At 72.0% G+C, this 22,078-nt stretch carries 25 protein-coding genes and 1 pseudogene; 11 read left to right on the top strand and 15 right to left on the bottom strand.

Features of this window, described 5'->3' with window-relative positions:
- A partial coding sequence (locus ACWC09_RS18705) for an FAD-dependent oxidoreductase (RefSeq protein WP_450851626.1) occupies window positions 1-404 on the bottom strand: 404 nt, incomplete at its 3' end.
- 277 nt (window positions 405-681) lie between these two features.
- Between ACWC09_RS18705 and ACWC09_RS18700 the strand changes: the two genes are divergently transcribed.
- Genes ACWC09_RS18700 through trxA form a run of 3 tightly spaced genes read left to right on the top strand, consistent with a single transcriptional unit; the run spans window position 682 to window position 3,236 of the window.
- Window positions 682-1,134 carry an OsmC family protein gene (locus ACWC09_RS18700; RefSeq protein ID WP_450851625.1) on the top strand — a complete coding sequence of 151 codons (453 nt, stop codon included), beginning with the start codon at window positions 682-684 and terminating at the stop codon, window positions 1,132-1,134.
- Window positions 1,131-2,825, top strand: a complete 1,695-nt coding sequence (locus ACWC09_RS18695; protein WP_450851624.1) for an aminotransferase class V-fold PLP-dependent enzyme — start codon at window positions 1,131-1,133, stop codon at window positions 2,823-2,825. The genes ACWC09_RS18700 and ACWC09_RS18695 overlap by 4 nt, the downstream gene beginning before the upstream one ends.
- Window positions 2,826-2,867: 42 nt before the next feature.
- A complete protein-coding gene (trxA, locus tag ACWC09_RS18690) occupies window positions 2,868-3,236 on the top strand; it encodes a thioredoxin (RefSeq protein WP_450851623.1) in 369 nt (122 codons plus the stop codon).
- A gap of 48 nt (window positions 3,237-3,284) precedes the next feature.
- Here trxA and ACWC09_RS18685 read toward each other — a convergent pair whose 3' ends face one another.
- Complete coding sequence (locus tag ACWC09_RS18685; RefSeq protein WP_450851622.1) at window positions 3,285-3,872, bottom strand: rhodanese-like domain-containing protein; 588 nt, start codon at window positions 3,870-3,872, stop codon at window positions 3,285-3,287.
- 82 nt (window positions 3,873-3,954) lie between these two features.
- Here ACWC09_RS18685 and ACWC09_RS18680 point away from each other — a divergent pair, with 82 nt between their 5' ends.
- Window positions 3,955-4,242, top strand: coding sequence for a metal-sensitive transcriptional regulator (locus tag ACWC09_RS18680; RefSeq protein WP_047017838.1), 288 nt, complete (start codon window positions 3,955-3,957; stop codon window positions 4,240-4,242).
- A gap of 18 nt (window positions 4,243-4,260) precedes the next feature.
- On the opposite strand, the gene ACWC09_RS18675 is transcribed toward ACWC09_RS18680, so the two are convergent.
- The 3 genes from ACWC09_RS18675 to ACWC09_RS18665 all read right to left on the bottom strand — a co-directional run bounded on the left by ACWC09_RS18675 (window position 4,261) and on the right by ACWC09_RS18665 (window position 6,832).
- Complete coding sequence (locus tag ACWC09_RS18675) at window positions 4,261-5,007, bottom strand: sulfite exporter TauE/SafE family protein (protein WP_450851621.1); 747 nt, start codon at window positions 5,005-5,007, stop codon at window positions 4,261-4,263.
- Window positions 5,004-5,393 carry a rhodanese-like domain-containing protein gene (locus ACWC09_RS18670; RefSeq protein WP_450851620.1) on the bottom strand — a complete coding sequence of 130 codons (390 nt, stop codon included), beginning with the start codon at window positions 5,391-5,393 and terminating at the stop codon, window positions 5,004-5,006. The genes ACWC09_RS18675 and ACWC09_RS18670 overlap by 4 nt, the downstream gene beginning before the upstream one ends.
- A 71-nt stretch (window positions 5,394-5,464) precedes the next feature.
- Window positions 5,465-6,832, bottom strand: a complete 1,368-nt coding sequence (locus tag ACWC09_RS18665) for an MBL fold metallo-hydrolase (protein ID WP_450851619.1) — start codon at window positions 6,830-6,832, stop codon at window positions 5,465-5,467.
- A gap of 173 nt (window positions 6,833-7,005) precedes the next feature.
- On the opposite strand from ACWC09_RS18665, the gene ACWC09_RS18660 reads away from it, so the two are divergent.
- Complete coding sequence (locus ACWC09_RS18660; RefSeq protein ID WP_450851635.1) at window positions 7,006-7,410, top strand: DUF302 domain-containing protein; 405 nt, start codon at window positions 7,006-7,008, stop codon at window positions 7,408-7,410.
- Here the strand turns inward: ACWC09_RS18660 and ACWC09_RS18655 are convergent.
- Entirely contained in the window at window positions 7,385-7,561 is a 177-nt protein-coding gene (locus ACWC09_RS18655) for a hypothetical protein (protein WP_450851618.1), read from the bottom strand. The genes ACWC09_RS18660 and ACWC09_RS18655 overlap by 26 nt on opposite strands.
- Window positions 7,558-7,704 carry a hypothetical protein gene (locus ACWC09_RS18650; protein ID WP_450851617.1) on the bottom strand — a complete coding sequence of 49 codons (147 nt, stop codon included), beginning with the start codon at window positions 7,702-7,704 and terminating at the stop codon, window positions 7,558-7,560. Before ACWC09_RS18650 ends, ACWC09_RS18655 begins: the two co-directional genes overlap by 4 nt.
- Before the next feature lie 285 nt (window positions 7,705-7,989).
- Between ACWC09_RS18650 and ACWC09_RS18645 the strand changes: the two genes are divergently transcribed.
- From ACWC09_RS18645 to ACWC09_RS18630, 4 genes and pseudogenes are all read left to right on the top strand, one after another.
- A complete protein-coding gene (locus ACWC09_RS18645) occupies window positions 7,990-8,871 on the top strand; it encodes a DUF6544 family protein (protein ID WP_450851616.1) in 882 nt (293 codons plus the stop codon).
- 131 nt (window positions 8,872-9,002) lie between these two features.
- Window positions 9,003-9,269: pseudogene (locus ACWC09_RS18640) on the top strand (helix-turn-helix domain-containing protein); the annotation flags it as partial.
- Window positions 9,270-9,372: 103 nt separating this feature from the next.
- Complete coding sequence (locus tag ACWC09_RS18635) at window positions 9,373-9,639, top strand: hypothetical protein (RefSeq protein ID WP_450851615.1); 267 nt, start codon at window positions 9,373-9,375, stop codon at window positions 9,637-9,639.
- Window positions 9,618-9,995, top strand: coding sequence for a hypothetical protein (locus ACWC09_RS18630; RefSeq protein WP_450851614.1), 378 nt, complete (start codon window positions 9,618-9,620; stop codon window positions 9,993-9,995). Before ACWC09_RS18635 ends, ACWC09_RS18630 begins: the two co-directional genes overlap by 22 nt.
- 97 nt (window positions 9,996-10,092) lie before the next feature.
- Here the strand turns inward: ACWC09_RS18630 and ACWC09_RS18625 are convergent, their stop codons facing one another.
- The 4 genes from ACWC09_RS18625 to ACWC09_RS18610 are packed head-to-tail and all read right to left on the bottom strand — an operon-like array spanning window position 10,093 to window position 15,463.
- Window positions 10,093-11,790 (bottom strand): amidohydrolase, encoded by a 1,698-nt coding sequence (locus tag ACWC09_RS18625; RefSeq protein WP_450851613.1) that lies wholly within the window; start codon window positions 11,788-11,790, stop codon window positions 10,093-10,095.
- Between the two features lie 47 nt (window positions 11,791-11,837).
- On the bottom strand, window positions 11,838-12,824 hold the full coding sequence (locus ACWC09_RS18620; protein ID WP_450851612.1) for an ABC transporter permease: 987 nt from the start codon (window positions 12,822-12,824) through the stop codon (window positions 11,838-11,840).
- The gene (locus ACWC09_RS18615) at window positions 12,821-14,419 is read right to left on the bottom strand and encodes a sugar ABC transporter ATP-binding protein (protein ID WP_450851611.1); all 1,599 of its coding nucleotides are present in this window, start codon (window positions 14,417-14,419) and stop codon (window positions 12,821-12,823) included. The genes ACWC09_RS18620 and ACWC09_RS18615 overlap by 4 nt, the downstream gene beginning before the upstream one ends.
- Window positions 14,420-14,428: 9 nt before the next feature.
- Window positions 14,429-15,463 (bottom strand): sugar ABC transporter substrate-binding protein, encoded by a 1,035-nt coding sequence (locus ACWC09_RS18610; protein WP_450851610.1) that lies wholly within the window; start codon window positions 15,461-15,463, stop codon window positions 14,429-14,431.
- Window positions 15,464-15,707: 244 nt separating this feature from the next.
- Here ACWC09_RS18610 and ACWC09_RS18605 point away from each other — a divergent pair, with 244 nt between their 5' ends.
- Window positions 15,708-16,709 (top strand): response regulator transcription factor, encoded by a 1,002-nt coding sequence (locus ACWC09_RS18605; RefSeq protein WP_450851609.1) that lies wholly within the window; start codon window positions 15,708-15,710, stop codon window positions 16,707-16,709.
- Window positions 16,710-16,741: 32 nt separating this feature from the next.
- Here the strand turns inward: ACWC09_RS18605 and ACWC09_RS18600 are convergent, their stop codons facing one another.
- Window positions 16,742-17,695 carry an LLM class flavin-dependent oxidoreductase gene (locus tag ACWC09_RS18600; protein ID WP_450851608.1) on the bottom strand — a complete coding sequence of 318 codons (954 nt, stop codon included), beginning with the start codon at window positions 17,693-17,695 and terminating at the stop codon, window positions 16,742-16,744.
- A 57-nt stretch (window positions 17,696-17,752) separates the two neighbouring features.
- Between ACWC09_RS18600 and ACWC09_RS18595 the strand changes: the two genes are divergently transcribed.
- On the top strand, window positions 17,753-18,325 hold the full coding sequence (locus ACWC09_RS18595) for a MarR family winged helix-turn-helix transcriptional regulator (RefSeq protein WP_450851607.1): 573 nt from the start codon (window positions 17,753-17,755) through the stop codon (window positions 18,323-18,325).
- Window positions 18,326-18,333: 8 nt separating this feature from the next.
- Here ACWC09_RS18595 and ACWC09_RS18590 read toward each other — a convergent pair whose 3' ends face one another.
- Genes ACWC09_RS18590 through ACWC09_RS18580 form a run of 3 tightly spaced genes read right to left on the bottom strand, consistent with a single transcriptional unit; the run spans window position 18,334 to window position 22,028 of the window.
- Entirely contained in the window at window positions 18,334-19,038 is a 705-nt protein-coding gene (locus tag ACWC09_RS18590) for a gamma-glutamyl-gamma-aminobutyrate hydrolase family protein (protein WP_450851606.1), read from the bottom strand.
- Window positions 19,035-20,525, bottom strand: a complete 1,491-nt coding sequence (locus tag ACWC09_RS18585) for an aldehyde dehydrogenase (RefSeq protein ID WP_450851605.1) — start codon at window positions 20,523-20,525, stop codon at window positions 19,035-19,037. The genes ACWC09_RS18590 and ACWC09_RS18585 overlap by 4 nt, the downstream gene beginning before the upstream one ends.
- A gap of 57 nt (window positions 20,526-20,582) precedes the next feature.
- The gene (locus ACWC09_RS18580) at window positions 20,583-22,028 is read right to left on the bottom strand and encodes an APC family permease (protein WP_450851604.1); all 1,446 of its coding nucleotides are present in this window, start codon (window positions 22,026-22,028) and stop codon (window positions 20,583-20,585) included.
- Between the last annotated feature and the right edge of the window lie 50 nt (window positions 22,029-22,078).

Here is a 22,078-nt window from a genome sequence, read left to right as displayed (position 1 = left end):
CCGGGCAGGTCGTAGAAGGTGAAGACGGACTCGCCCCAGCCGGGGCCGGTCAGTCCCTCGGTCTCCTCCGGCAGCAGCCGGGCGCCGGTGGCGACCACGAGGACGTCGTACGTCAGCCGGATGCCACCGCCGAGGTGCACCGTCCGCTCGTTCAGGTCCACTCGCTCGATCCGGGCCGACTTGTAGTCGATGCCCTCGTTCAGCTGCCGCGGGCGGGAGCGGACCAGGTGGCGCGGCTGGGCCAGCCCGAAGGGGACGAACAGCAGGCCGGGTTGGTAGACGTGGTCGTCGTTCTGGTCGACGACCGTGATCCGGAAATCCCGCTCGCCGTGAGCACGCTGCAGGCGGTTGGCGGTCATGGTGCCGGCGGTTCCGCTTCCGAGAATCACGATGTGTTTACCCATGCCTCCACAGTGCTGCGGGGGATGAGGCGGGGTCAGGGGCCGATGGTCCCCCGACCGGTACCCACCGGGGTATGCCTTCACCCGGCCCCTGCGCCTCGCGCAGCCCGCTTGCCTGCCGCAAACCCGCTGATAAAATACCCAGCAGGGTATATCGCCACGCCAGCTTGCACGAGGCCCGAACGGCCCCTGTCGCACCCCGCCGGCCTCTCGATCCGCCGCACCCTCCGCGGTCGAATGGGATTCGGCAGTTATCGGCACCAGCGAGAAGGGCCCGGCCATGACCGGCAGCACGCAGCAGATCCTCGGCACGAATCGGCCGCAGAACGCGGACGTGCACAGTTTCGAGGTCACCCACGTCGAGCGAGACGCCTACGCGGTGGACATCCGCGGGCACCGCCTCCGGGTCGACCAGCCCATCGAGGCCGGCGGTACGGACACCGCACCCACTCCCACCGAGCTGTTCGCCGCCTCCCTGGCCACCTGCGTCGCCTTCTACGCGGGCCGCTTCCTCCACCGGCACGGCCTCAGCCAGGCAGGACTGCGGGTCCATACGGAGTTCACCATGGCCACCGACCGCCCCGCCCGGGTCGCCTCCCTGCGCGTCGTGGTCGTGCCACCGCCGGAGCTCCCCGAACAGCGCAGGGCTGCCCTGCTGGCCGTGGCCTCGCGCTGCACGGTGCACAACACTCTCCACCAGCCGCCCGAGATCGACATCGAGCTGGAGCCATGAGCACGTCCCTGGCGCCGGCCTCGTCGGCACTGCTGGAGCGCATCCGGGGCGGACTCATCGGGGACGACGAGGTGCTGGACGGCCCGTACGGCCCGAAGCGGATCGTCTACGCCGACTACACCGCCTCCGGCCGCGCCCTGGACTTCGTCGAGGACTTCATCCGTGAGCAGGTGCTGCCCGGCTACGGCAACACGCACACGGAGAGCTCCAGCACCGGTCTGCAGACCACCCGGCTACGCGAGGACGCCCGCCGGATCATCCGCGACGCCGTCGGAGGTACCGAGGACGACCTGGTGATCTTCTGCGGCTCGGGCGCCACCGCGGCGGTCAACAAAATCGTCGGCATCCTGGAACTGCGCCGCCCGGAGAAACCTCCCGAGGCCCAGCGTCCGGTGGTCTTCGTCGGGCCGTACGAGCACCACTCCAACGAACTGCCCTGGCGCGAGTCGATCGCCGACGTCGTGGTCATCGACGAGGATGCGGACGGCCACATCGACCTCGCCGGGCTCGAAACGGCCGTGCGGCGGTACGCCGACCGGCCGCTGCGCATCGGCAGCTTCTCCGCCGCCTCCAACGTGACCGGCATCCTCACCGACGCAGACCGCATCGCCCGACTGCTGCACGCACACGGGGCCCTCTCCTTCTGGGACTACGCGGCCGCCGCACCTTACGTCCCGATCCGCTTCACGGAGAGCGAGCCCGGCGCGGGCGACCACAAGGACGCCCTCTTCCTGTCACCGCACAAGTTCGTCGGCGGCCCGCAGACTCCGGGTGTCCTCGTCGTACGCCGTGAACTGGTCCGCAACAAGGTGCCCACCGCGCCCGGCGGCGGCACCGTCGCCTTTGTCGACCCGCTCGGCCACCGCTATCTCGACGACCCGGTCGCTCGCGAGGAGGGGGGCACCCCGGCCATCGTCGAGTCCATCCGCGCCGGACTGGTCTTCGCCCTCAAACAGGCCGTCGGCACCGACACGATCCAGGCCGCCGAGGAGCGCCACTGGCGGCAGGCGCTGGCCCGTTGGGACACCAACGCCCGGATCGAGATCCTCGGCAACCACCACGCCCGACGGCTGTCCATCATCTCCTTCCGCATCCGCCACGGCGACCACTCCTACCTACATCACAACTACGTCGTCGCCCTGCTCAACGACCTGTTCGGCGTCCAGGCCCGCGGCGGCTGTTCGTGCGCCGGACCGTATGGCCATCGCCTGCTCGCCATCGACGCGGCCACCTCGCACGCCCTGCTCGACGAGGTCGCCCACGGCTGCGACGGCATCAAGCCCGGCTGGGCCCGGGTCAACTTCAACTACTTCATCAGCGACACGGTCCGCGACTACCTCATCGACGCCGTCGACCTGATCGCCGCGCACGGCCAGCGGCTCCTGCCCGACTACCGCTTCGACCCGCACACAGGGCGGTGGCACCACCGCGCCGGTGCCGCTGATCCCCCACTGCGCCTGACCGACGTGCGCTTCACTGCCGACGGGCGCCTCACCGCGCCGGCCGTCCGCCACCACGGGCGGGGAGAGGAGGCACTGGCCGGTCAACTCGATCGCGCCCGCGAGGTGTTCGCCTCCCGCTCCGACAGTCTGGACCACGGCCCCACCGGGCTGCCGGCCGACTTCGAGCGCATGCGCTGGTTCCCGCTGCCGCCCGTCTGCCTGGAACAAACCCGGACCGGCGCCGGTTGAACCGATATACCCCACCGGGTATAAGAGAGGAGACCGGAAGCCATGCCCACCAGGGAACTGACCAAGGACAACTTCGAGGAGACCGTCACCGGTTCGGAGATCGTGCTGATCGACTTCTGGGCGGCCTGGTGCGGACCGTGCCGGATGTTCGGGCCCGTCTACGAGAAGGCGGCCGCACGCCACCCCGACATCGTCTTCGGCAAGGTCGACACCGAGGCGCAGCCCGAACTCGCCGGGGCCTTCCGGATTTCGTCCATTCCCACCTTGATGGCCGTCCGCGACCGGACCGTGCTGTACTCGCAGCCGGGCGCGCTGCCGCCGCAGGCGCTGGAGGAGCTCATTGGCAAGATCCGGGCCGTCGACATGGAGGACGTGCGCCGACAGGCTGCGGGCTCGGCTGGAGCGAAGTGACGTTCGGGGCACCCGGGGAGTGTCCGCGGGTGCCCGCGAACGCACCGCTCAGCGGCTGCGCAGTGCGGCGAGCGCGGCGTCCAGGTCGGCCGCGCGCGGGCGGTTGTGGGGCAGCTTGCCGAGGACGACCGCCATCCCACAGGTATTCGTGAGGGCGGAGAAGACCAGGCCGCCCGCAATGCCGGCCGCGATCAGCAGGAGGGCCGGATGCACGACCAGGCCGAGCAGGAGGCCGAGCAGGACCAGGCTGCCGGCGGTGAAGCGGACCTGGCGTTCCATGCTCCAGGCCGCGCGCGTGTCGCAGGCGGCCGGTGTGTGCAGGTCGTGCCCTTCGGCGGCCCAGGCACCGGTGCCGCCGGCGAGGGTGGCGGTGGTGACACCCTGCTCGGCCAGCAGCTTGCAGGCGTTCTCGGAGCGGGCTCCGGAGGCGCACACGACCAGGACGTCACCGCGCTCGGCGGCGTGCCGTATCTCCGGCAGGGCCCGCCGGATGTGGTCCAGGGGGATGTTGAGGGCGCCGGGCAGGTGACCGGAGGCGTACTCGGCGGGCGTACGCACGTCGATGACGGTGAGTTCGTGCAGCCGGGTGCGGGCCTGGTCGGTGCCGAGGGCGGCGGGGGTGGGGGAGCTGGTCATGGCAGATGTGATCCTTAATGGTCGACGCCGTCCCGAACCGGGACGTACAGTACCCCTAGGGGTATTTTTTCGAGGAGTGATCGTGGAACTGGAGCTCGAGGGTGCGGACCTGAAGGCCGTGCTGAACCGGCTGCGCCGCGCGCAGGGTCAGATCTCCGGTGTGATCCGGATGATCGAGGAGGGACGCGACTGCGAGGACGTCGTCACACAGCTCGCCGCCGCCTCCCGCGCGCTGGACCGGGCCGGTTTCGCGATCATCGCTACGGGCCTGCAGCAGTGCGTGACCGACATGGAGTCGGGCCGCAAGAACGGTGAGGATCCGGAGGCGATGCGCGCCCGGCTGGAGAAGTTGTTCCTGTCCCTGGCGTGATCATGCGCGGTGGCCGCCTCACGCGACCGCGTCCATCAGCATGAACGCGGCCACGGCCAGCAGAACCAGGGCGAAGATCCGCTGAAGCACGCGCCCGGAGACCTTCGCCGACAGCCGCTTGCCGTCCCACGCACCGAGGATCGCGGCCCCGACGAACGGCCCTACGACCGCCCAGTCCAGCCCTTCGACCGTACCGGCGCGCGTCGCCAGCGCGGCCAGCGAGTTGACCGTGATGACCAGCAGGCTGGTACCCACCGCGTTCCGCATTCGCATACCCAGAACGCTCACCAGCGCCGGTACGGCGAGGAAGCCGCCGCCGACGCCGAGGACGCCGGTGACTGTGCCCAGCCCGGCCCCGGCGGCCGCGGCCCGCACCGGCCGTGCGGGCACGGCGCCCTCCGCGGCCGGCCCGGAGCGCAGCATGCGCAGCGCGGCCGCTCCCGCGACCACGGCGAAGGCCGCCGTCAGTACGGCCGCCGGGATACGGGCGGACAGCGCGCCGCCCAGCATCGCCGGGCCGATCCCGGCCGCCGCGAACAGCAGCCCCGTACGCCAGCGCACGTTCCCGTCCCGGGCGTGCGCGACCAGCGCGGTGGCCGAGGTGAGCGTGACGATGACCAGACTCGCGGTCGTGGCTCCGACCGGACTGAAGCCGAGCAGGTAGATCAGGGCGGGGACGGCCAGCACACTGCCGCCGCCCCCGAGGGCGCCGAGCGCCAGACCGATCACGGCCCCGGCGGCCAGGGCGAGTATGAGAGCGCTCACGCGATGGTGCCGTTTCCGCCGGCTATGTTCACCACCGGCAGGCCCACGACCGCCCAGTCGCGCATCCCGCCGATCACGTCCACGGCCACCGCGCCGCTGGCCGCCAGCAGTTCGGCGGCCTGCCGGGAGCGGTTGCCGGAGCGGCAGATCACGATCAGGGGCCGCGCCTGGGCCGCCTCGGGCAGTCCCGCCCCGGCGGCCAGGGCGGACAGTGGCAGGTGCACGGCTCGGGGAGCATGCCCCGCCTGCCATTCGTACGGCTCGCGCACGTCCAGCAGCACGGCGTCACCTCCGCTCTCGGCGGCGTTCCCGTGGCCGGTGTGCGCGGCCGCCTCCTGCACGGTCACCCGGCCCGGGCCGCCCCGGCCTCGTCGGAAAATGCTCATCTCGGTTTCTCGCTCCTGTTCGTCACGTCGGTGCGGAAGATCGGCGGGGGTCTGTGCGGCGCCTCGCGCCGTCAGGGGTTGCGGACGGTGAGCCCGGCCTTCTCGGCCGCGTCGAAGGAGTCGTCCACGGCGACGACGTCACGGCCGGCGGCGTCCAGCAGGGAGGCGGCGATGGCGGCGCGCATGCCGCCGGCGCAGTGCACCCACACCTCGCCCTCGGGGACCTCGCAGAGGCGGCGGTGCAGCAGGTGGATCGGGATATGGACCGAGCCCTCGACGTACCCGACCTCCCGCTCCGAATCCCGCCTGACGTCGAGGACGACGACACCCTCAGCCGGATACCGGCCCGCGAGGTCGGCGAAGGTCGCCCGAGGGAAGGAGACCGGCTTGTCGCCGTCGCACACCCAGTCGGCGGGTTCGCCGGTGGCCGCGGCGGCGGGGCGGTCGATGCCGACCCGCACCAACTCGCGCTGGGCGGCGGCGAGCTGCTCGGGAGACTCGGCGAGCAGCGTGACCGGCTTGCCCCACGGGATCAGCCAGGCCAGATAGGTGGCGAGCTGCCCTTCGGCCTCGAAGTTGAACGAGCCGGACACATGCCCCGCGGCGAAGGCGACACGGTTGCGCAGGTCCACCACCCACTCCCCCGCCGCCAGCCGGGCGGCGATCTCCTCGGCGTCGGCGACAGCGGGCGGGGTCAGGTCGACGGGCGCGGGTCCGGCGGCGTTGGCCGGGCCCATGTGCGTGTAGTAGGCGGGGATGTCGTCCAGACCGGCGAGCAGGTCGGCGACGAAGTCGTCCACGTTCCGGGTGAGGGCTTCGTTGGAGGCCTTCTCCTTGCCGATGGTCGTGGCGCTGCCCTCTGCCTGGGAGGAGGAGCAGAAGCTGCCGAAGCCGTGCGTGGGCAACACAGCCGTCTCGTCGGGCAGTTCGGCGGCCAGCCGGTGCGCGGAGGCGTACTGCGCCCGGGCGAGCCGCTCGGTCAGCCGCGGCTCCACGAGGTCGGGGCGGCCGACGGTGCCGATGAGCAGGGAGCCGCCGGTGAAGACCGCGATCGCCGTGCCGTTCTCCTCCAGCACATGGGAGGTGTGGTGCGGGGTGTGACCGGGCGTCGCCAGCGCCCGCAGGGTCAAGCCGGCCTCGGTGTCGACCTCCGTCCGGTCGCCGTCGTGGACGGGTACGTGCTCGAAGGAGACGCGAGCCGCTGCGGGAACCAGGTAGGCGGCGCCGGTGAGCCGTGCGAGCTCCGGGCCGCCGGTGACGTAGTCGTTGTGGACGTGCGTCTCGACGATCTGCGAGATCCGCACGCCGCGCCGGGCCGCCGCCGCGATCACCTGGTCCACGTCACGGGGCGGGTCGACCGCCACCGCCGTCCGCTCGCCGCCCGCGAGATAGCTCCGGTTGCCGAGCCCCGACACCTCGATCGTGTCGACGAAGAACACGAGGTACTCCCTTCCAGCAATGAATTACCCCAGGGGGTATGCTTTCGACGGTAGCATGAGTACCCCGGGGGGTATTTTCAAGGGCCGGGGAAGCCCCGGGAAACGCCTCACGAGTGCCTCGCACACGGCCGGACACCGTCCACGCCACGCGAGCCGACCAGAAGGACCACACCATGCGCTACGACCGCACCGTCCACCTCGATGCCGACTTCGCCACCGCCGTCGCCCGCACCCGCGACGCCCTCGCGGCACAGGGCTTCGGCATCCTGACCGAGATCGACGTCACCGCCACCCTCAAGGCGAAGCTCGACCACGACATGGAGGACTACGTGATCCTGGGCGCCTGCAACCCGCCTCTCGCCCACCGCGCCCTGGAGATCGACCGCACCATCGGCCTGCTCCTGCCGTGCAACGTCGTCGTCCGCCGCGACGGAGACCGCACCGCCGTACAGGCCCTCGACCCGAACACGATGGTCGCGCTCACCGAACTCGACGCCCTGCGCCCGGTCGCCGAGGAGGCCACCCGCCGCCTCGACGCCGCCCTCGCCTCCCTCACATCCGTTGAGGAGAAGGGCTGACGGCAATCCCCGGGCGAACACCCGCCGACCCGCGCCATCCGTTCTTCGGCCTGGCCCGGATCGACAGCGGCGGAAACGAGTAGGCCCGCACCGCTGTGACCGGCCGGTCGGCCGCGTCACGTGCCGTCGAGTTGACGCATATGTGCGTCATGATGCCGACGAGGACGAGGTGTTCCGGCCCGTCTGCCGCAGCTGCGCATCCAGGTCGGTCTTGAAGAGCGAGCTGGGGTAGTGCTTGACGACGACCGGCTCTCCGAGACAGGCGCCACCTCGGCGGATCCTGCCGTTCTCCACGGTGAGGTCGTACGGCGACCCGTCGCCTGCGTCGTGCGTGAGGTGAAGACCAGGATGCCGGGCTGCACGCGCCCGGCACAGCAGAACGTCAACCCGTCGCCGCCGTGAGCCGGTCAGCAGCCATGCGTGACCGGGACCGGGTACGTCTGTGCGCAGACCAGGCCAGGCGGTGCTGCGGCCCACTGGCCGGCGGCCGTCACCACGGTCGGGCCGGGGCCGTTCGGCCCTGGCGAGGTGCGCCGGACCGCCGGATCGTGGGAAGCAGCGGACACGGGAGGTGTCGTCGTGACCAGCACGATTCTGTCTGCGTCGGACCCGGACCATGACCCGCTGTTGCGCCGTCTGATCCGCGAGGTCCAGTCTGTCGGCCTGCCTGCGGGACCGGCTGACCCGGCGCCGGTCACGGAGGCCGAAGTGGCGGGGCTGCCGCCGGTCGTGCGGCGCTACCTGGGGTTCATGGGAGTCGTCGGCCGGCCACGGGTCCGGTCGCTGCGTGCCCGGTTCGCCGGCCGGTTCCGGCTGCGCCCACGACTGGGCTGGATGCCCGCCCAGGCCTGGCAGTACAACACGAGCCCCGATATCTCCAGAGTGTTCGTCATGCGCGTGCGCCTGGCCGGCGTCGTGCCGATGGTCGGCCGCGACACCTACCTGGACGGTCACGGCCACATGCTGGGCAAGCTGTTGGACCGGGTGACCGTGGTCGACGGCCACGGCGACGAGTTCGACATCGGCGAGCTCACCACCTGTCTCAACGACGCGATCCTGGTCGCGCCGTCGATGCTGCTCACCCCCGCGACCACCTGGAACCCGGTGGACGACCACACCTTCGAGGTGAGCCTCACCGACGCAGGCCGCACCGTCCGCGCCCGGGTGTTCATCGACGAGCGCGGCGCCCCGTACGACTTCAGCACCACCGACCGCTACGCCGCCCTGCCCGGCGGCCTGGTCCGGGCCGAATGGCACACCCCGGTGACGGACTGGCACATCGTCGACGGGCGGGCCGTGCCGGGACAGGTCGCCGCCGTCTGGCACCTGCCCGACGGACCGCTGCCCTACCTCACCGGCCGGCTGACCCATCTGGCCCACAACGTGACGTTGCCGTCCCTGGCCGGTGCGGGGGCCACCGATCAGCCGGCGCCGGACCACCCACACCACGGGACACTCTGATGCGAAGTCTGACGACACCACCTCGCGCGCCCGCTTCGACGCGCTGTCCGCCCACCGTCTCCCAGTAGGAGTCCGTCAGGTCGCTCTGGCTCTTGGGTTTGGGCTGGTGGTGGACGTTCTGGGCAACGGTGGTGTGCGGTACGCAGGGCGGTGGATGGACCGCCGAGCGGCGACGGTTTCGCGAGCACATCCGGTACGAGGCTGGCGAGCGGTTCGCGCGTGGTGAGAACACCGCGGGGATGGCGAGGGAGCTGCGGGTCAGCGAGCGGTCGGTGGAACGCTGGCGGCGTGCGTGGCGGGAGGGCGGGATGGACGCTCTGGCCTCCACGGGACCGCCGAAACTGCCCAGGCTGTCCGACGGCGAGTTCGCCGAGTTGGAGAAGGAGCTGGCTCTCGGACGTCGCCAGGGGTCGACTTCCACGGGGAGCTGGTGACTCCGCGGGGGCAGGTGAGGGTGTGTGTCTCCCGGTTGGGGACGAAGTCCGCCTTGGTGAAGCCGGGATGTTCGCGGGCCCGGGGGTCGGGACGGACCGGACCGGTCAGCACGAAGCCGTGGTCGTGGGCCGCCTGGTGGATCGACTCGGGGGTGACGTGTCCCGCGTCGACGAGGTGCTCCAGGCTCGTCGCGACGGCGACGGCGACGGCGACCGCGTCCTCGTCGTCCGCGCGGGCAACTCCGGCTGCGGCCTCGCCGTTGACGTCGCCCAGCACCGCCTGGATGCCGACATCGTCACCCGGCACGGCTCGTGCCGCCGGAGCAGGACCTGATCAACCGTCTGACGGCCCGTCTGTCGATCGGCGAGTGGGACGCCTACCCCGGCCTTCCCGAGCCCGAGGGCGCGACTCTCGCCGAGGGCCGCGCGGTCGTCAACGACCTTCTCCACCACTGGATCCATCACGGCCGGATCACCGTCCGCCCCTGCATCGAGCGCTTCGACGGCATCATCGTCCACTTCGCCGACGGCACGTCCCGCGACCACGACACCGTCCTGTGGGCCACCGGCTTCAACGTCCGTCTCCCCTTCCTCGACGACACCCTGTTCCCCTGGGCCGCCGGTGCGCCCGCGCGGTGTGCGGGCAGATCCCGGTCTACGGCACGCAGGCCGAACTCGTCGCCAAGATGATCGAACTGCACCACCAGGCCGGCCCGGCGGAGCGCTCCCATCGCGCAGTACCTGGTGTCCTTGCAGCAACCCGAGACGGGTACTCCCTCTCAGGAATTCACCGTTCGTGGACCACGCGCCCGTCGAACACGGTGAGGTCCACCTCCACCCGTGTCATGTCGTGCGGGTCGAGGCCGAGCAGCGGGCGGTCGAGGACGCACAGGTCGGCGGCCTTGCCGGGTTCGATCGTGCCCTTCCAGTCGTCGGCGAGGTCCTGCCAGGCCGCGTTGGCCGTGTAGGCACGCAGGGCGTCGGCGAGCGGGACGCACTGGTCGGGGCCGCTCTGCCGGCCGCTGGCCCTGGACTCGCGCAGCATCATCGAGGCCACGCCCTGGCGCCAGTCCGGCTCGGTGATCGGCGCGTCGGAGCTGGAGCAGACGGTGACGCCGGCCTCCATCGCCGACCGCACGGGCCACTGGTAGGCCGAGCGCGTGGGTCCGACGACCTGGTCCATGAGGTCGGCGATGGTCCACTTGATCCCGGGGTTCATGTTGACGCCGTAGCCGCGTGCGGCGAGTTTGGCCAGGCTGTCCGCGCCGATGAAGTCGCCGTGGATGACGTAGTGGCGGGCGTCGGGGCGAGGTGCGGCCTCGTCTGCGGCGATGAAGGCGTCCACGACGGTGTCGATGGCCCGGTCGCCGGTGACGTGCACGCCGAGCTGGAAACCGGCCTCGTGGGCGAGGCGGATCATCTCGCGCAGCTCCTCCACCTGGAGCGCGGGGCTCTCGCCGTGCACGCACAGCGCGCCGTGGCCGCCGTCCGGGTAGGGCTCGTTCATCCAGGCCGTGCGGTTCGGGGGCACCCCGTCGGCGAAGATCTTGACGCCGATGGCGTTCAGCAGCCGTGGGTCGGCGGACTTCGGGCGGCGCAGCTCGGCCAGACCCTTGCGTACGTCGTCGGCGGAGCCGCCCATCGGTGCGGGCAGCAGCAGCACGCTCACCCGGGCGTCGAGCAGGCCCTCGGCGGCCAGTTCGGCGTACGCGGTCCAGTTCTCGGTGCTCAGGCCGCCGAACAGGGTTCCGGCGCCGCCGGGGCCGAGGCCGGGCTCGGTGTAGCTGGTGATGCCCCGGGAGTGGAGTTCGCGGATCACGCCCTGGATGGCCTGCCGGCGCTGGGCGGTCGTCGGGGACGGCAGGGCCGCCTGGACGAGCCGCTGGGCGGCCTCGCGCAGGATGCCGGTGGGCTCCCCCTCGGGGTCGAGGTCGATGACGCCTCCGGGCGGCGCGACGGCGTCCCGGTCGATACCGCAGGCGCGCAGGGCCGCGGTGTTGGCCCAGACCATGTGGGAGGAGAAGTCCGTCAGGCAGACCGGATGGTCCGGGGCCACCGCGTCCAGGTCCCTGCGGTGTGGGAAGCGCCCCTGGTCCGCGAGGCACTCGGCGAGGTAGCCGGGGTCCCAGCCGAGGCCGACGATCCATTCTCCCGGCGGGGAGGCGCGCACCGCCGTGCCGACGGCCGCGGCGATGTCGGCGATCGACCCCACCGACGGATGACCGACGTCCAGGGCGAACGGGGGCTTGGTCATCCCGTAGGCGGCACCGTGCAGGTGCGAGTCGTTGATGCCGGGCAGGACGGTCCGCCCGCCCAGTTCGACGACCCGGGTCGTGGACCCTGCGAGCGCGCGCATCTCGGCGTCCGTGCCGACGGCGACGATGTCCCGGCCGCGTACGGCCACGCCTTCCGCGACGGTGAAGGCGCGGTCGACGGTGAGGACCTGGCCTCCGGTCAGGATGAGAGTAGGAGCGGTGTCGCGCACGGCAGACCTTTCCGAAGGGGAGCGGAGGGGAGTCGAAGGGCACATGGTCAGCGTCCGGTCCGGGGTGCGAGGTACGCCAACCCGGCACCGGCCACCAGCGCCACGCCCTGGGTCATCTGCTGCCAGAACGTCGGCACGTTCAGCAGGGTGAGGCCGTTCTGCAGCCCGCCGAGGAAGAGCACGCCGAGCAGCACGCCGAGGATCGAGCCCGAACCGCCCGTGAGCGCGACCCCGCCGATCAGGACGGCGGTCAGCGCGGCCAGTTCGAACCCGGCGCCGGAGGTGCCGGCGACCACGCTGTCCAGCACCGACGCCTTGATGGCCCCGGCCAGCGCGGCGGCCGCACCGGTGACCACGAACAGCGCGAAGGGCGTACGGCGGATGTTGATCCCGGAAAGGTGGGCCGCCTCCCGGTTGACGCCGATGGCGAACACGTGCCGCCCGGACGGGGTGAACGCGAGGAAGAGGGCACCCGCGGCCAGGACGAGTACCGCGATGACGACCGGCGTCGCGATTCCGGCGATCTTCGCCCCGCCCAGCCATGCGAAGCGCGAGCCGAAACCGCTCAGCGGCAGCGGGAAGAGCTGCTGCGCGAAACCGCGTACGGCCGTCAGCATGCCCAGGGTCACGATGAACGGTGACAGACCGAGCCGACAGCAGAGCACGCCATTCACGGCGCCGACCGCAGCGCCCGCCGCGAGCGCGCCCAGGACGGCGACGACAGGCGGCTGTCCCCCGCTCGCCAGCCGGCCCGCGACGACTCCGCCCAGGGCGAGCGTGGAGCCGACCGACAGGTCGAGGTAGCCGCTGATGACGAGCAGCGCCAGCGGCACGGCGACGATGGCCAGGGTGGCGGCGTCGGTGGCGATACCGCTGAGGTTGGCCGGGGCGAGGAAGCTGCCGGTGGAGACCTGGAAGACCAGCACCATCGCGGCGAGTACGACGAGCAGGGGGTGACGTCGTACGGCGGTCAGGCCGCCCGTGGCCAGGACACGGGCACGGGGGCGGGACAGGACGGTGTCGGCGGTGGTCATGCTGCTCCTTCGGCGGGCGGGGCGATGCGGCCCGGGTCGCTGCCGGCGCCCTGGTCCGAACGGTCTCCTCGGTGCGAGGCGGCGTCAGGCGCGGGGGCCGGGGCATGGACGGCTGACAGCAGGGCCTGCTCGGTGAGGCCGGCGCCGGACAGCTCGCCGACGACCCGGCCGTCGGCGACGATCAGGCACCGGTCGGCGAGGGCGACGACCTCCTCGGGGTCGCTGGAGGCGAACAGCACGGCCGTGCCGCGTTCTTCGGCCAGCCCTGTCACCACCTCGTAGATCTCGTGCCGGGCGCCGACGTCGACGCCCTGGGTCGGCTCGTCGAGCAGCAGGACCTCGACGTGCCGGGCGGAGTTGATCCAGCGGCCGAGGACCAGCTTCTGCTGGTTGCCGCCGGAGAACGCGCCGGCCGGCAGCGCCGGCCGGGCGGGCCGCAGTCCGACGGCCTCGGCCAGGGAGCCGAAGACGCGCCGCTCTGCGCGCAGCGCCCGCACACCCGAGCGGGCAAGGGGTCGGATCGACGGCAGGAGCACGTTGTCCTGCGCGGTCAGCGACGGGAAGAGGGCCTGGGCCCGTCGGTCCGCGGGCACCAGGGCGATCCCGGCCGCGAGGGCCCGCGAGGGCCGGTTTGGGGCCACGGTGCGCTCCCCGACCCGGATCGTGCCGCCGCCTGCCCTTCGCCTGCCGAAGAGGGTCTCCAACAGGCGCGTACGCCCGGAGCCGATGAGCCCGAAGAGGCCGACGCGTTCTCCCTGGCCGACCGTGAGACTGACGGGGCCGAAGCCGGGTCCGTGCAGGCCGTCGACGACGAGGCGGGGTGGCGCGGCGGGGCGTGCGGGACCGGGTGCGGGCCGCGCGGGCCTTTCGTGGGGGCGGCCGGCGATGGCCGTGACCAGGTCGCCGCGCGAGAGCCCGGAGACGGGCGAGTGGTGGGTGACGCGGCCGTCGCGCAGCACGGTGACCGCGTCGGCGAGCCGTTCCACCTCGGACAGCAGGTGGGTGACGTAGACGATGGCCAGCCCCTCGGCGCGCAGGTCCTCGACCCGTTCGGCCAGGGCGTCGCTCTCGGCGCCGGACAGCGCCGCGGTGGGCTCGTCCAGGACCAGCACGGACGCGCTGCGGCTGAGCGCCTTGGCGATCTCGACCAGCTGGCGCTGTCCCATGGGCAGGTCGCCCACGCGGTCGCGCGGGGAGCAGGTGGCGGCGACGCGCTTCAGGAGTCCGGCGGCCGCCTTCTCCTGGGAGCTTCTGTCGACACGGCCGTACCGCGTCCACTCCTGCCCGAGGAAGATGTTCTCGGCGACCGTGAGCGCGTCGACCACGCTCAGCGTCTGGTAGATGATCGCCACGCCCGCGGCGATCGACTCGCGCGGAGTCAGCCGCGTACGGGGCGATGCGCCGATCTCGATCGTGCCGGAGTCGGGTGGGAAGGCGCCGCCCAGGCACTTGATGAGGGTGGACTTGCCGGCGCCGTTGTGGCCGAGCAGGGCGTGCACCTGGCCTGCGGGGACGGTGAGGTCCACCTCGGCGAGGGCCTTGACTCCGCCGAAGGACTTGGTCAGTCCGCGGATGCGGAGGTTGGGGGTCGTCATGGCAGGGCCCTATGCGTTCTGGGCGAGCAGTCGGTCGATCTCGGCCGTGTCGCCGCGCTGGACCAGGGTGATCGGCACCTCGGCACTGGGGTCGGCTTTACCGGCTGCGACCGCCCGCGGGACGTCGACGATGGCCGCCGCGATGTCGTTCGGCGCGAGGGCGGCCGAGGCGCGGTAGAAGGTGCCCTGCTTGACCGCGAGCAGGGAGGGTGCCGAACCGTCCTGTCCGCCGACGAAGGTCTGAGGGTCGTCGTGGGAGCGGCCGGCCTGCTGGAGGGCCTTGAAGGCGCCGTACGCGGCGGCGTCGGTGATGCCGAGAACGAGGTTGAGGTCGGGGTGCTTGGCGAGGATCGCCTTGGTCCTCGCCAGGCCGGTGTCGGGGTCGATGGCTTGTTCCTGTGCCACGACGTCGATGCCGGGGGCGGCCTTGGTGAACGCGTCGATCATGCCCTTGGTGCGTTCGCGGCCCAGCTCGATGGTGCTGTCGGTGAGGAATGCGATCTTGCCCTTGCCGCCGAGTCGTTCCTCGGCCCACTGCGCCGCCGCCGCGCCCAGCAGGGTTCCGCCCTTGCGGAAGCTGAACTTGATGTCGGCGCTCTGGTGCTCGAGGGAGCCGCCGTAGGTCACCCAGATCAGGCCGGCGTCCAGGGCCTGTCGGGCGATCGGCTCGGCGGCCTCGAAGACCATCGGGAAGGACACGATGGCCGGGGCCTTCTGCGTGACCCAGGTCTTGAGGTTGGTGGCCTGGGTGTCGGCGTTGGCGTTGTCGCTCGTGGTGAGCAGGGAGATGCCGTGCTTCTTGGCGGCGGCCGTCGACAGCTTGACCAGGGTCGAGTACAGCGGGAGCTGGGTGAAGGGATAGTCCAGCCCGATCTTCGTCAGGTCCTTGCCGGCTGCGGCGGAGGTCCTGCCCGAGGCGGACGCCTTCTCGGGGGCCGAACAGCCGGTGGCGGTGAGTGCCGTGGTGGCGAGGGCGCCGGCGGACAGGGCGAGAAATCGTCTGCGGGAGGCCGTCGGGCGCGGGCTCGATGCGGGGGTGGTCATGGCGGGGCTCTCCGAGGGGCGGGCCCGCGAGGGGCGGGCGTCCGGTGGTGCAGGGTGGTGTGCCGAACAGGAAAGACCTGACGCCGCCGCGCCACCATCCGTAGAAATACCGATCGGGTACGGCGGGTTCGCGGCGCGGGGTCGAATCGGTCACGGGGTCGTCGATGCCTTGCCGCTCGGGGCCTCCCGCCATATCGTTGGGGCTCAAACGACCTAGCCGAGGTCCCGGGCCCCGGAGGCTCGCATGATCCACCACCGCCAGATCGCGGCCGCCACACGGATCGGCATGCTCACCCGCGAGCACGACAGCGTGTCCGCCGGCGCCGAGGCACTGCGCCAGCTCGCCCGCGCCCTCCCCCTCGACGCGGCGACCTTGCTGGCTCTCGACCCGCTCACCGGCGCCCACGTCCAGGTGGCGGGCATCGGATACACCGCCAAGGCATCAGAGGACCTGGCCGCCGAGTTCGTCGGAACCCCGTGGTACGAGAACGTCGTACGGCAGGAACTGCCACCGTCGATCTCCGAGGACACCGGCAGCCGCTTCCGGGACGGATGGTTCTACGCCGAACGTGTCCGGCCCGCGGGCTTCCGCGACGGAGTGACCGGGGCGCTGCGCCACCGCGGCAGGCTGGTGGGTCTGGTGCATCTGTCCGCCTCGGGCGCGAACGCGTACGACACCGACGCGCGTCGCCTGCTCGCCTCCGTCATCCCGGCCCTGGCGGCCCTGGCCGACCCGGTGCCGCGGGCCGGCGATCTGGAGGGCCTCGCGCAGGAGAGTACGGCGAGCCTGGTGGCGCACGGCGGAGTGATCGACGTACCGGGGCGTGAGCGCGTACGGGCCTTGCGGGACCCGGCGTTCCACGAACTGCTGCGGGCCTTCGCCGACACCGGCGGGCGACGGCTGCGCCTGCTGTGGCCGGCTGAGAGGGCCTGGCATCGGGTCGTCCTGCACCGGCACGGGTCGGGGCCGGTCGCAGATGCCGTGCTGGTGGTCGAGACGCCCACCGAGCTGCCGTACGGACTGAGTCCGAGGGAGCTGGACGTGCTCACCCGGGCGGCCACGGGGCAGACCAATCAGGCCATCGCGCAGGCGCTGTATCTGTCGCCGCGAACCGTGCACACCCATATGGAGCACCTGCTGCGCAAGACCGGTGCCGTCTCCCGGGCCGAGGCCACGGCCCTCGCGGTCCGCGACGGGCTGCTGCGCCCGGCCCCGGAGCAGGTGATCCGCTTCGTGGAGCGGTGAGCCGTCCGGGGGCGGGCATCGCCCTCGCGGGATCAGGAGGTCAGGGCCTCCACACGGCGCATGACCTCACGGCAGAACGCCCCGACGCCGTCCGGGTCGTCGATGAACTGGTTCGGCTTGATGCAGAAGGTCGTGAAGCCGCTCTCCAGTTGCTCGGGAATCGAGGCGAGGGCCGCCGCGAGGTCGGCCGGTGAGTGGTCGTCGGGAAACACGGCCTGCGTGCCGCCGACCATCTCCAGGTCGGCGATGTCACGGCCCGTCCCGGCCAGGGCGTCCTTGAGCGCCTGGAGGTCCTCGGGGGTGGGCCGGCCAAGCGGGTGGAAGCCGTGCCCGTACCGCACGAGCCGCCGCAGCACCGGACCGTGCAGGCGCTGTCCGCCGAACCACAGCCGGGGGCCGTCGGGCCGGTACGCCTTGGGCTCGAAGTACACGTCCCTGAAGGGGTAGTTCGGGCCGTCGTGGGACAGGGGCGAGGGCCCCCATGCCTTCGCCCAGACCTCCAGGTGCTCGTCCAGGAGCTTGCCGCGCCGGCCGAACGGCACCCCGAGGGCCGTGTACTCGTCGCCGCTCCAGCTCACCGTGGGCTGCACCACCAGCCTGCCCTCGCTGATCAGGTCGAGGGTGCCCAGTTCTCGGGCGAGCGCCAGCGGGTGGCGCAGGGGCGCGAGGACGGCCGCGGCGGCCAGCCGGATGCGTTCGGTGACCGAGGCGATCGCCGCCAGCAGGGACAGGGAGCCGGGCCAGGGGGTGTACGGGTCCTGGTTGCCCGGGAGCGCGTACGCACGGGGGTTGCCCATGATCCCGGCGGCTGCCGCGTCGGGTCCGAGGACGATGTGCTCGCTGACCATGACGGCGTCGAATCCGGCCTCCTCGGCCTCGCGGGCCCACCGTACGGCGGCGGGCAGATCGGCCCGGCCTCCCGTCAGGGTCCAGTTCTCACTGAGGACGAGCAGCATGCGGGGAGCGTCGCGGTGGGGCGGTGTCATGTCCGGTTGCCCTTTCTCTTCGTACAATTTGATCCCGAACAACACGAAGGAGCCGCCGTGCCGGGCCAGCGATCCATCACCGAAGCCGAGAAGCTCGCGGACGCGAAGCTCGGGGGTTTCCCGATCCGCCGGGAGCAGATGGCCGCCGTGGCGAACATCTATCGGGCGGCCTCCGCGGTGCGGCAGCATCTGGAGAACTCGGTGCTGCGCGGCTCGGATCTGACCTGGACGGCGTTCGTCGTGCTGTGGGTGGTGTGGGTGTGGGGCGAGTCGGAGACCCGGCATGTGGCGGAAGAAGCGGGGATCTCCAAGGGCACGCTCACCGGTGTGGCCCGCACGCTGGAGTCCCGTGGGCTGGTGCAGCGGGCGGGTCATCCGACCGACGGGCGGCTGGTGCTGCTGAGCCTCACCGACGCGGGCGAGGAGCTCATGCGCCGGGTGTTTCCGGCGTTCAACGAGGAGGAGGCCTTCGTCACCGCGGGCCTCAGTGCCGCAGAGTGCCGCAGCCTCGCGGAGGGGCTGCGCCGGGTCGTGATGCAGGTGGAGGAGAACGGCGAGGAACGGCGTCAGACGCTGCTGGACGGCGCCGAGCCCGCGCCGCGGCGCAGCGGGCGCCGGCCGCGGGCCTGACACCGGCCTCAGGCGGTCGCGCCGACGGCGGCCCGCACCAGCGCGTCGAACAGCGCCTGCTGGACCGGATCGTCGTGGGCCGTGTCCTCCGGGTGCCATTGCACGGCCGTGAACCAGCCTCGGGAACCAGGCAGTTCGACGCCTTCCACGGTGCCGTCCGCCGCCGTGGCGGTGATGGTCAGACCAGCACCCAGGCGGTCGACGCGCTGGTGGTGGTAGCAGGAGATGTCCGCCTTCTCGGCCCCGACGGCCAGGTGCAGTGTGCTGCCGCGCTCGACGGTCACGGGGTGGACGCGGTGCCGATGGTCCGACTCCGCCCCTCCCATGTCCTGTTCCAGGGTGCCGCCGAGGACCACGTTGACCACCTGCAGGCCGCGGCAGACGGCCAGCAGCGGCAGACCCGACTCCAGGGCGGCGCGGGCGGCCTCCAGGTCGAAGGTGTCCTGGAGCTCGTCGACGTCGTAGACGGTGTCGTGCGTGTCGGCGGCGCCGTAGCGGTGCGGGGCCAGGTCGCCGCCGCCGGGCAGGAGCAGGCCGTCGAAGCGGGTGAGGCGGGTGGCCGTCTCCGTGTCGGCGGGGTGGATGCTGACCGGTTCGCCGCCGGCCCGCCACACGGCCTCGACGAGGGCGCGGGCGTTGACCTCGGCGGCGTAGCGCAGGGCGGAGGTCGTCGCGGAGAAGCGGGCCGGGACGGCGATGAGCGGGCGGGTCACAACTGGATCCAGGTGGTCTTGAGCTCGGTGTACTTCTCCAGGGCGTGAGCGGACTTGTCCCGGCCGTTGCCGGACTGCTTCATCCCGCCGAAGGGGACGGTCAGGTCGCCCTCCTCGTAGCAGTTGACCCAGACCGTGCCGGCTTTCAGGGCGCGGGAGACCTTGTGGGCGGTGGACAGGTCGGAGGTCCACAGTCCGGCGGCGAGGCCGTACTCGGTGGCGTTGGCCAGCCGGACCGCCTCGTCCAGGTCGTCGAAGGCCAGGACGGACAGCACCGGGCCGAAGATCTCCTCGCGGGCCAGCCGCATGCCGGGATCGACGCGGTCGAAGACCGTCGGCCGCAGGTAGTTCCCTCCGGTGTCCGTCAGGGTGCGTTCGCCGCCGGTGCGCAGGCGGGCGCCGGCCGCGCGGCCGGCGGCGATGTGGTCGCGCACGCGGTCCAGGTGTGCCTGCCGGACCAGCGCGCCCATCTCGGTCGCCGGGTCCAGGGGGTCGCCCACCCGGAGTTCCTCGGCGCGGCGCACGACGGCTTCCGTGACGCGCTCGGCGATCGAGGAGTGGACCAGGAGCCGGGAGGGGGCGGTGCACATCTCGCCCTGGTTGAAGAAGATGCCCCAGGCGGCGGTGGCCGCGGCCCGGTCCAGGTCGGGGGCGTCGGGGAGGATGATGTTGGGTGACTTTCCGCCCAGTTCCAGCCAGACCCGCTTGAGGTTGGAGTCGGCGGCGTAGCGCAGGAAGTGGCGGCCGACGGCGGTGGAGCCGGTGAACGCCAGCACGTCGACGTCGGGATGCAGGCCGAGCGCGCGGCCGGCGACGGGGCCGTCGCCGGTGACGGCGTTCAGGACGCCCGGCGGAAGGCCGGCCTCGGTGCCGATGCGGCAGAGGAGGAGGGCCGACAGGGGTGAGTACTCCGACGGCTTGAGGACGACGGTGCAGCCGGCCGCCAGTGCGGGGGCCACCTTCCAGCTCGCGAGCGTCAGAGGGAAGTTCCACGGGACGACCGTGCCGACCACGCCCGCCGGTTCACGCGTGATCAGGGCGAGGGCGTCGGTGGCGGTGTGCGGGGACTCGTCGGTGAGCTTGTCCGCGAGCTGGCCGTACCAGCGGAAGGTGTTGATCGCGGCGCGCAGTTCGATGGCGTACGCGTCGGCGATGGGTTTGCCCATCTCCAGGGTGATGGTGAGGGCGAGCTTCTCCCTTTCCCTTTCCAGGAGTTCGGCCATGCGCAGCAGGGCACGGCCGCGGTCGGCCGGGGCGAGGCGCGGCCAGGGGCCGGAGTCGAAGGCGCGGCGGGCGGCGGCGACGGCGAGGTCGACCTCGGCCCGGGTCGCGTCGGCGACGTGGGCGAGGGTCTGGCCGTCCCGGGGGGAGACGACGGGGAAGGTGGTGCCGCCGCCGGGCTCGTCGGTGCCGTCGATGTGGTGGTGGGCGGGCAGGTCGAGGGCCTTGGCGCGGAGCAGGAGTTCGTCGTGGGTGGCGTCCAGCATGGGGTTCCTCGTTCCGGGGCCCGGCTCCGCGTGGGAGCCGGGCCGGGGGCGGGCGGGTCAGCGGGTGCGGACCAGGCGGGCGGCTCCGGCGCCCAGCAGCAGCACTGCCGGGACGGCGAGGACGAGCCAGGTGGCCGTTGCGGTGTCGCCGCCGATGAGGGTCGTGAAGTTGGCGAGCACCACCCAGATCACTCCGGCGATGCCGGCGGCACCGAGGGCGGGGGCGATCAGGGTGTGCCACAGCCGGGTGTCGAGCCGCTCGCGGCGAAAGAAGACGATCACCGAGACCGACGTCAGGAAGTACAGCAACATGCAGGCGAGGACGCCGACGCCGCTGAACCACGAGAACAGGGTCAGGACCGGGTCCTTGCCCGCGACGGCGAACGGCACGACCAGCAGCACCGCGATCGCGGTCTGCACCAGGCCCGCCGCCCACGGCGACTGCCGCCGGTTGAGGGTGCGCAGCCGGCCCGGGAGCAGCCCCTCGCGGCTGAGCGAGAAAAGGTAGCGGTTGGCGGAGTTGTGGAAGGCGAGGATGCCGGCGAAGAGGGAGGTGGCCAGCAGGATCGGCAGGACGTCGTTGACCCAGCCGCCGAACTGGTCGGCGATCGGCGCGAAGACGAACAGCGTGGAGTCGCCGCGCTCCAGCGCCTGGCCCGCGGCCGCGGTGGCCTTCGAGGGACCGTACGCGGAGATCAGCATCCATGAGACGAAGGCGAAGAAGCCGGTGACCACGGCCACCGACAGGTAGGTCGCCCGGGGCACGGTCTTGTGGGGCTCGCGGGCCTCCTCGCCGTAGATGGCGGTGGCCTCGAAGCCGAACATCGACGCGACGGCGAACATCAGGGCCACGCCGGGCGCGCCGTCCAGCACGGCGCCCGGCGAGAAGGTCTCGGTGACGGCGAGGCCCTCGGGCCCGCCGCCCTTCACCAGGGTGACCAGGGCGAAGGCGAGCAGGATGCTGAACTCGGCCAGCACGAACAGGGCGAGCACCTTGGCGCCGAGCTCGATGCCTGCGGCACCCAGCACCTGGACGACGGCCATGGTGACCAGCGCCCAGACCCACCAGGCGACGTGGACGCCGGAGTAGTGCTCGACCAGACCGCTCACGGTGGCCCCGTACAGGCCGTACATCGCGGCCTGGACGGTGCAGTAGGCGAACAGGGCCACCGCGGCGCTGCCGCTGCCCGTGGTGCGGCCGAGGCCCTTGCCGATGTACGTGTAGAAGGCGCCCGCGTTCACCACGTGCCGTCCCATGGCCACGAAGCCCACCGAGAACAGCAGGATCACGGCTCCGGCGACGGCGTAGGCGGCCGGGACTCCGGGGCCGTTGCCCACGGCGACGGCGATGGGGACGGCGCCCGCGATGCCGGTGAGCGGCGCCTGGGCGGACAGGACGAAGAAGAGGATGCCCAGGACACCCAGGGCGTTGCGTTTGAGGGTTGCCGTGGAGCGGGTGCCCTCTTCTGTCTGCGAAGAGGCGTCGACCGTCTGACTGTCCACTCGGATCACCTGCTGAGGGGAAGGGGAGAGATTTCATTTTGAGCCAAACG

This window comes from Streptomyces sp. NPDC001617 (assembly GCF_053596855.1).
Note: the sequence above shows the minus strand (reverse complement) of the source record. Positions and strands in the feature narration are given on the sequence as shown.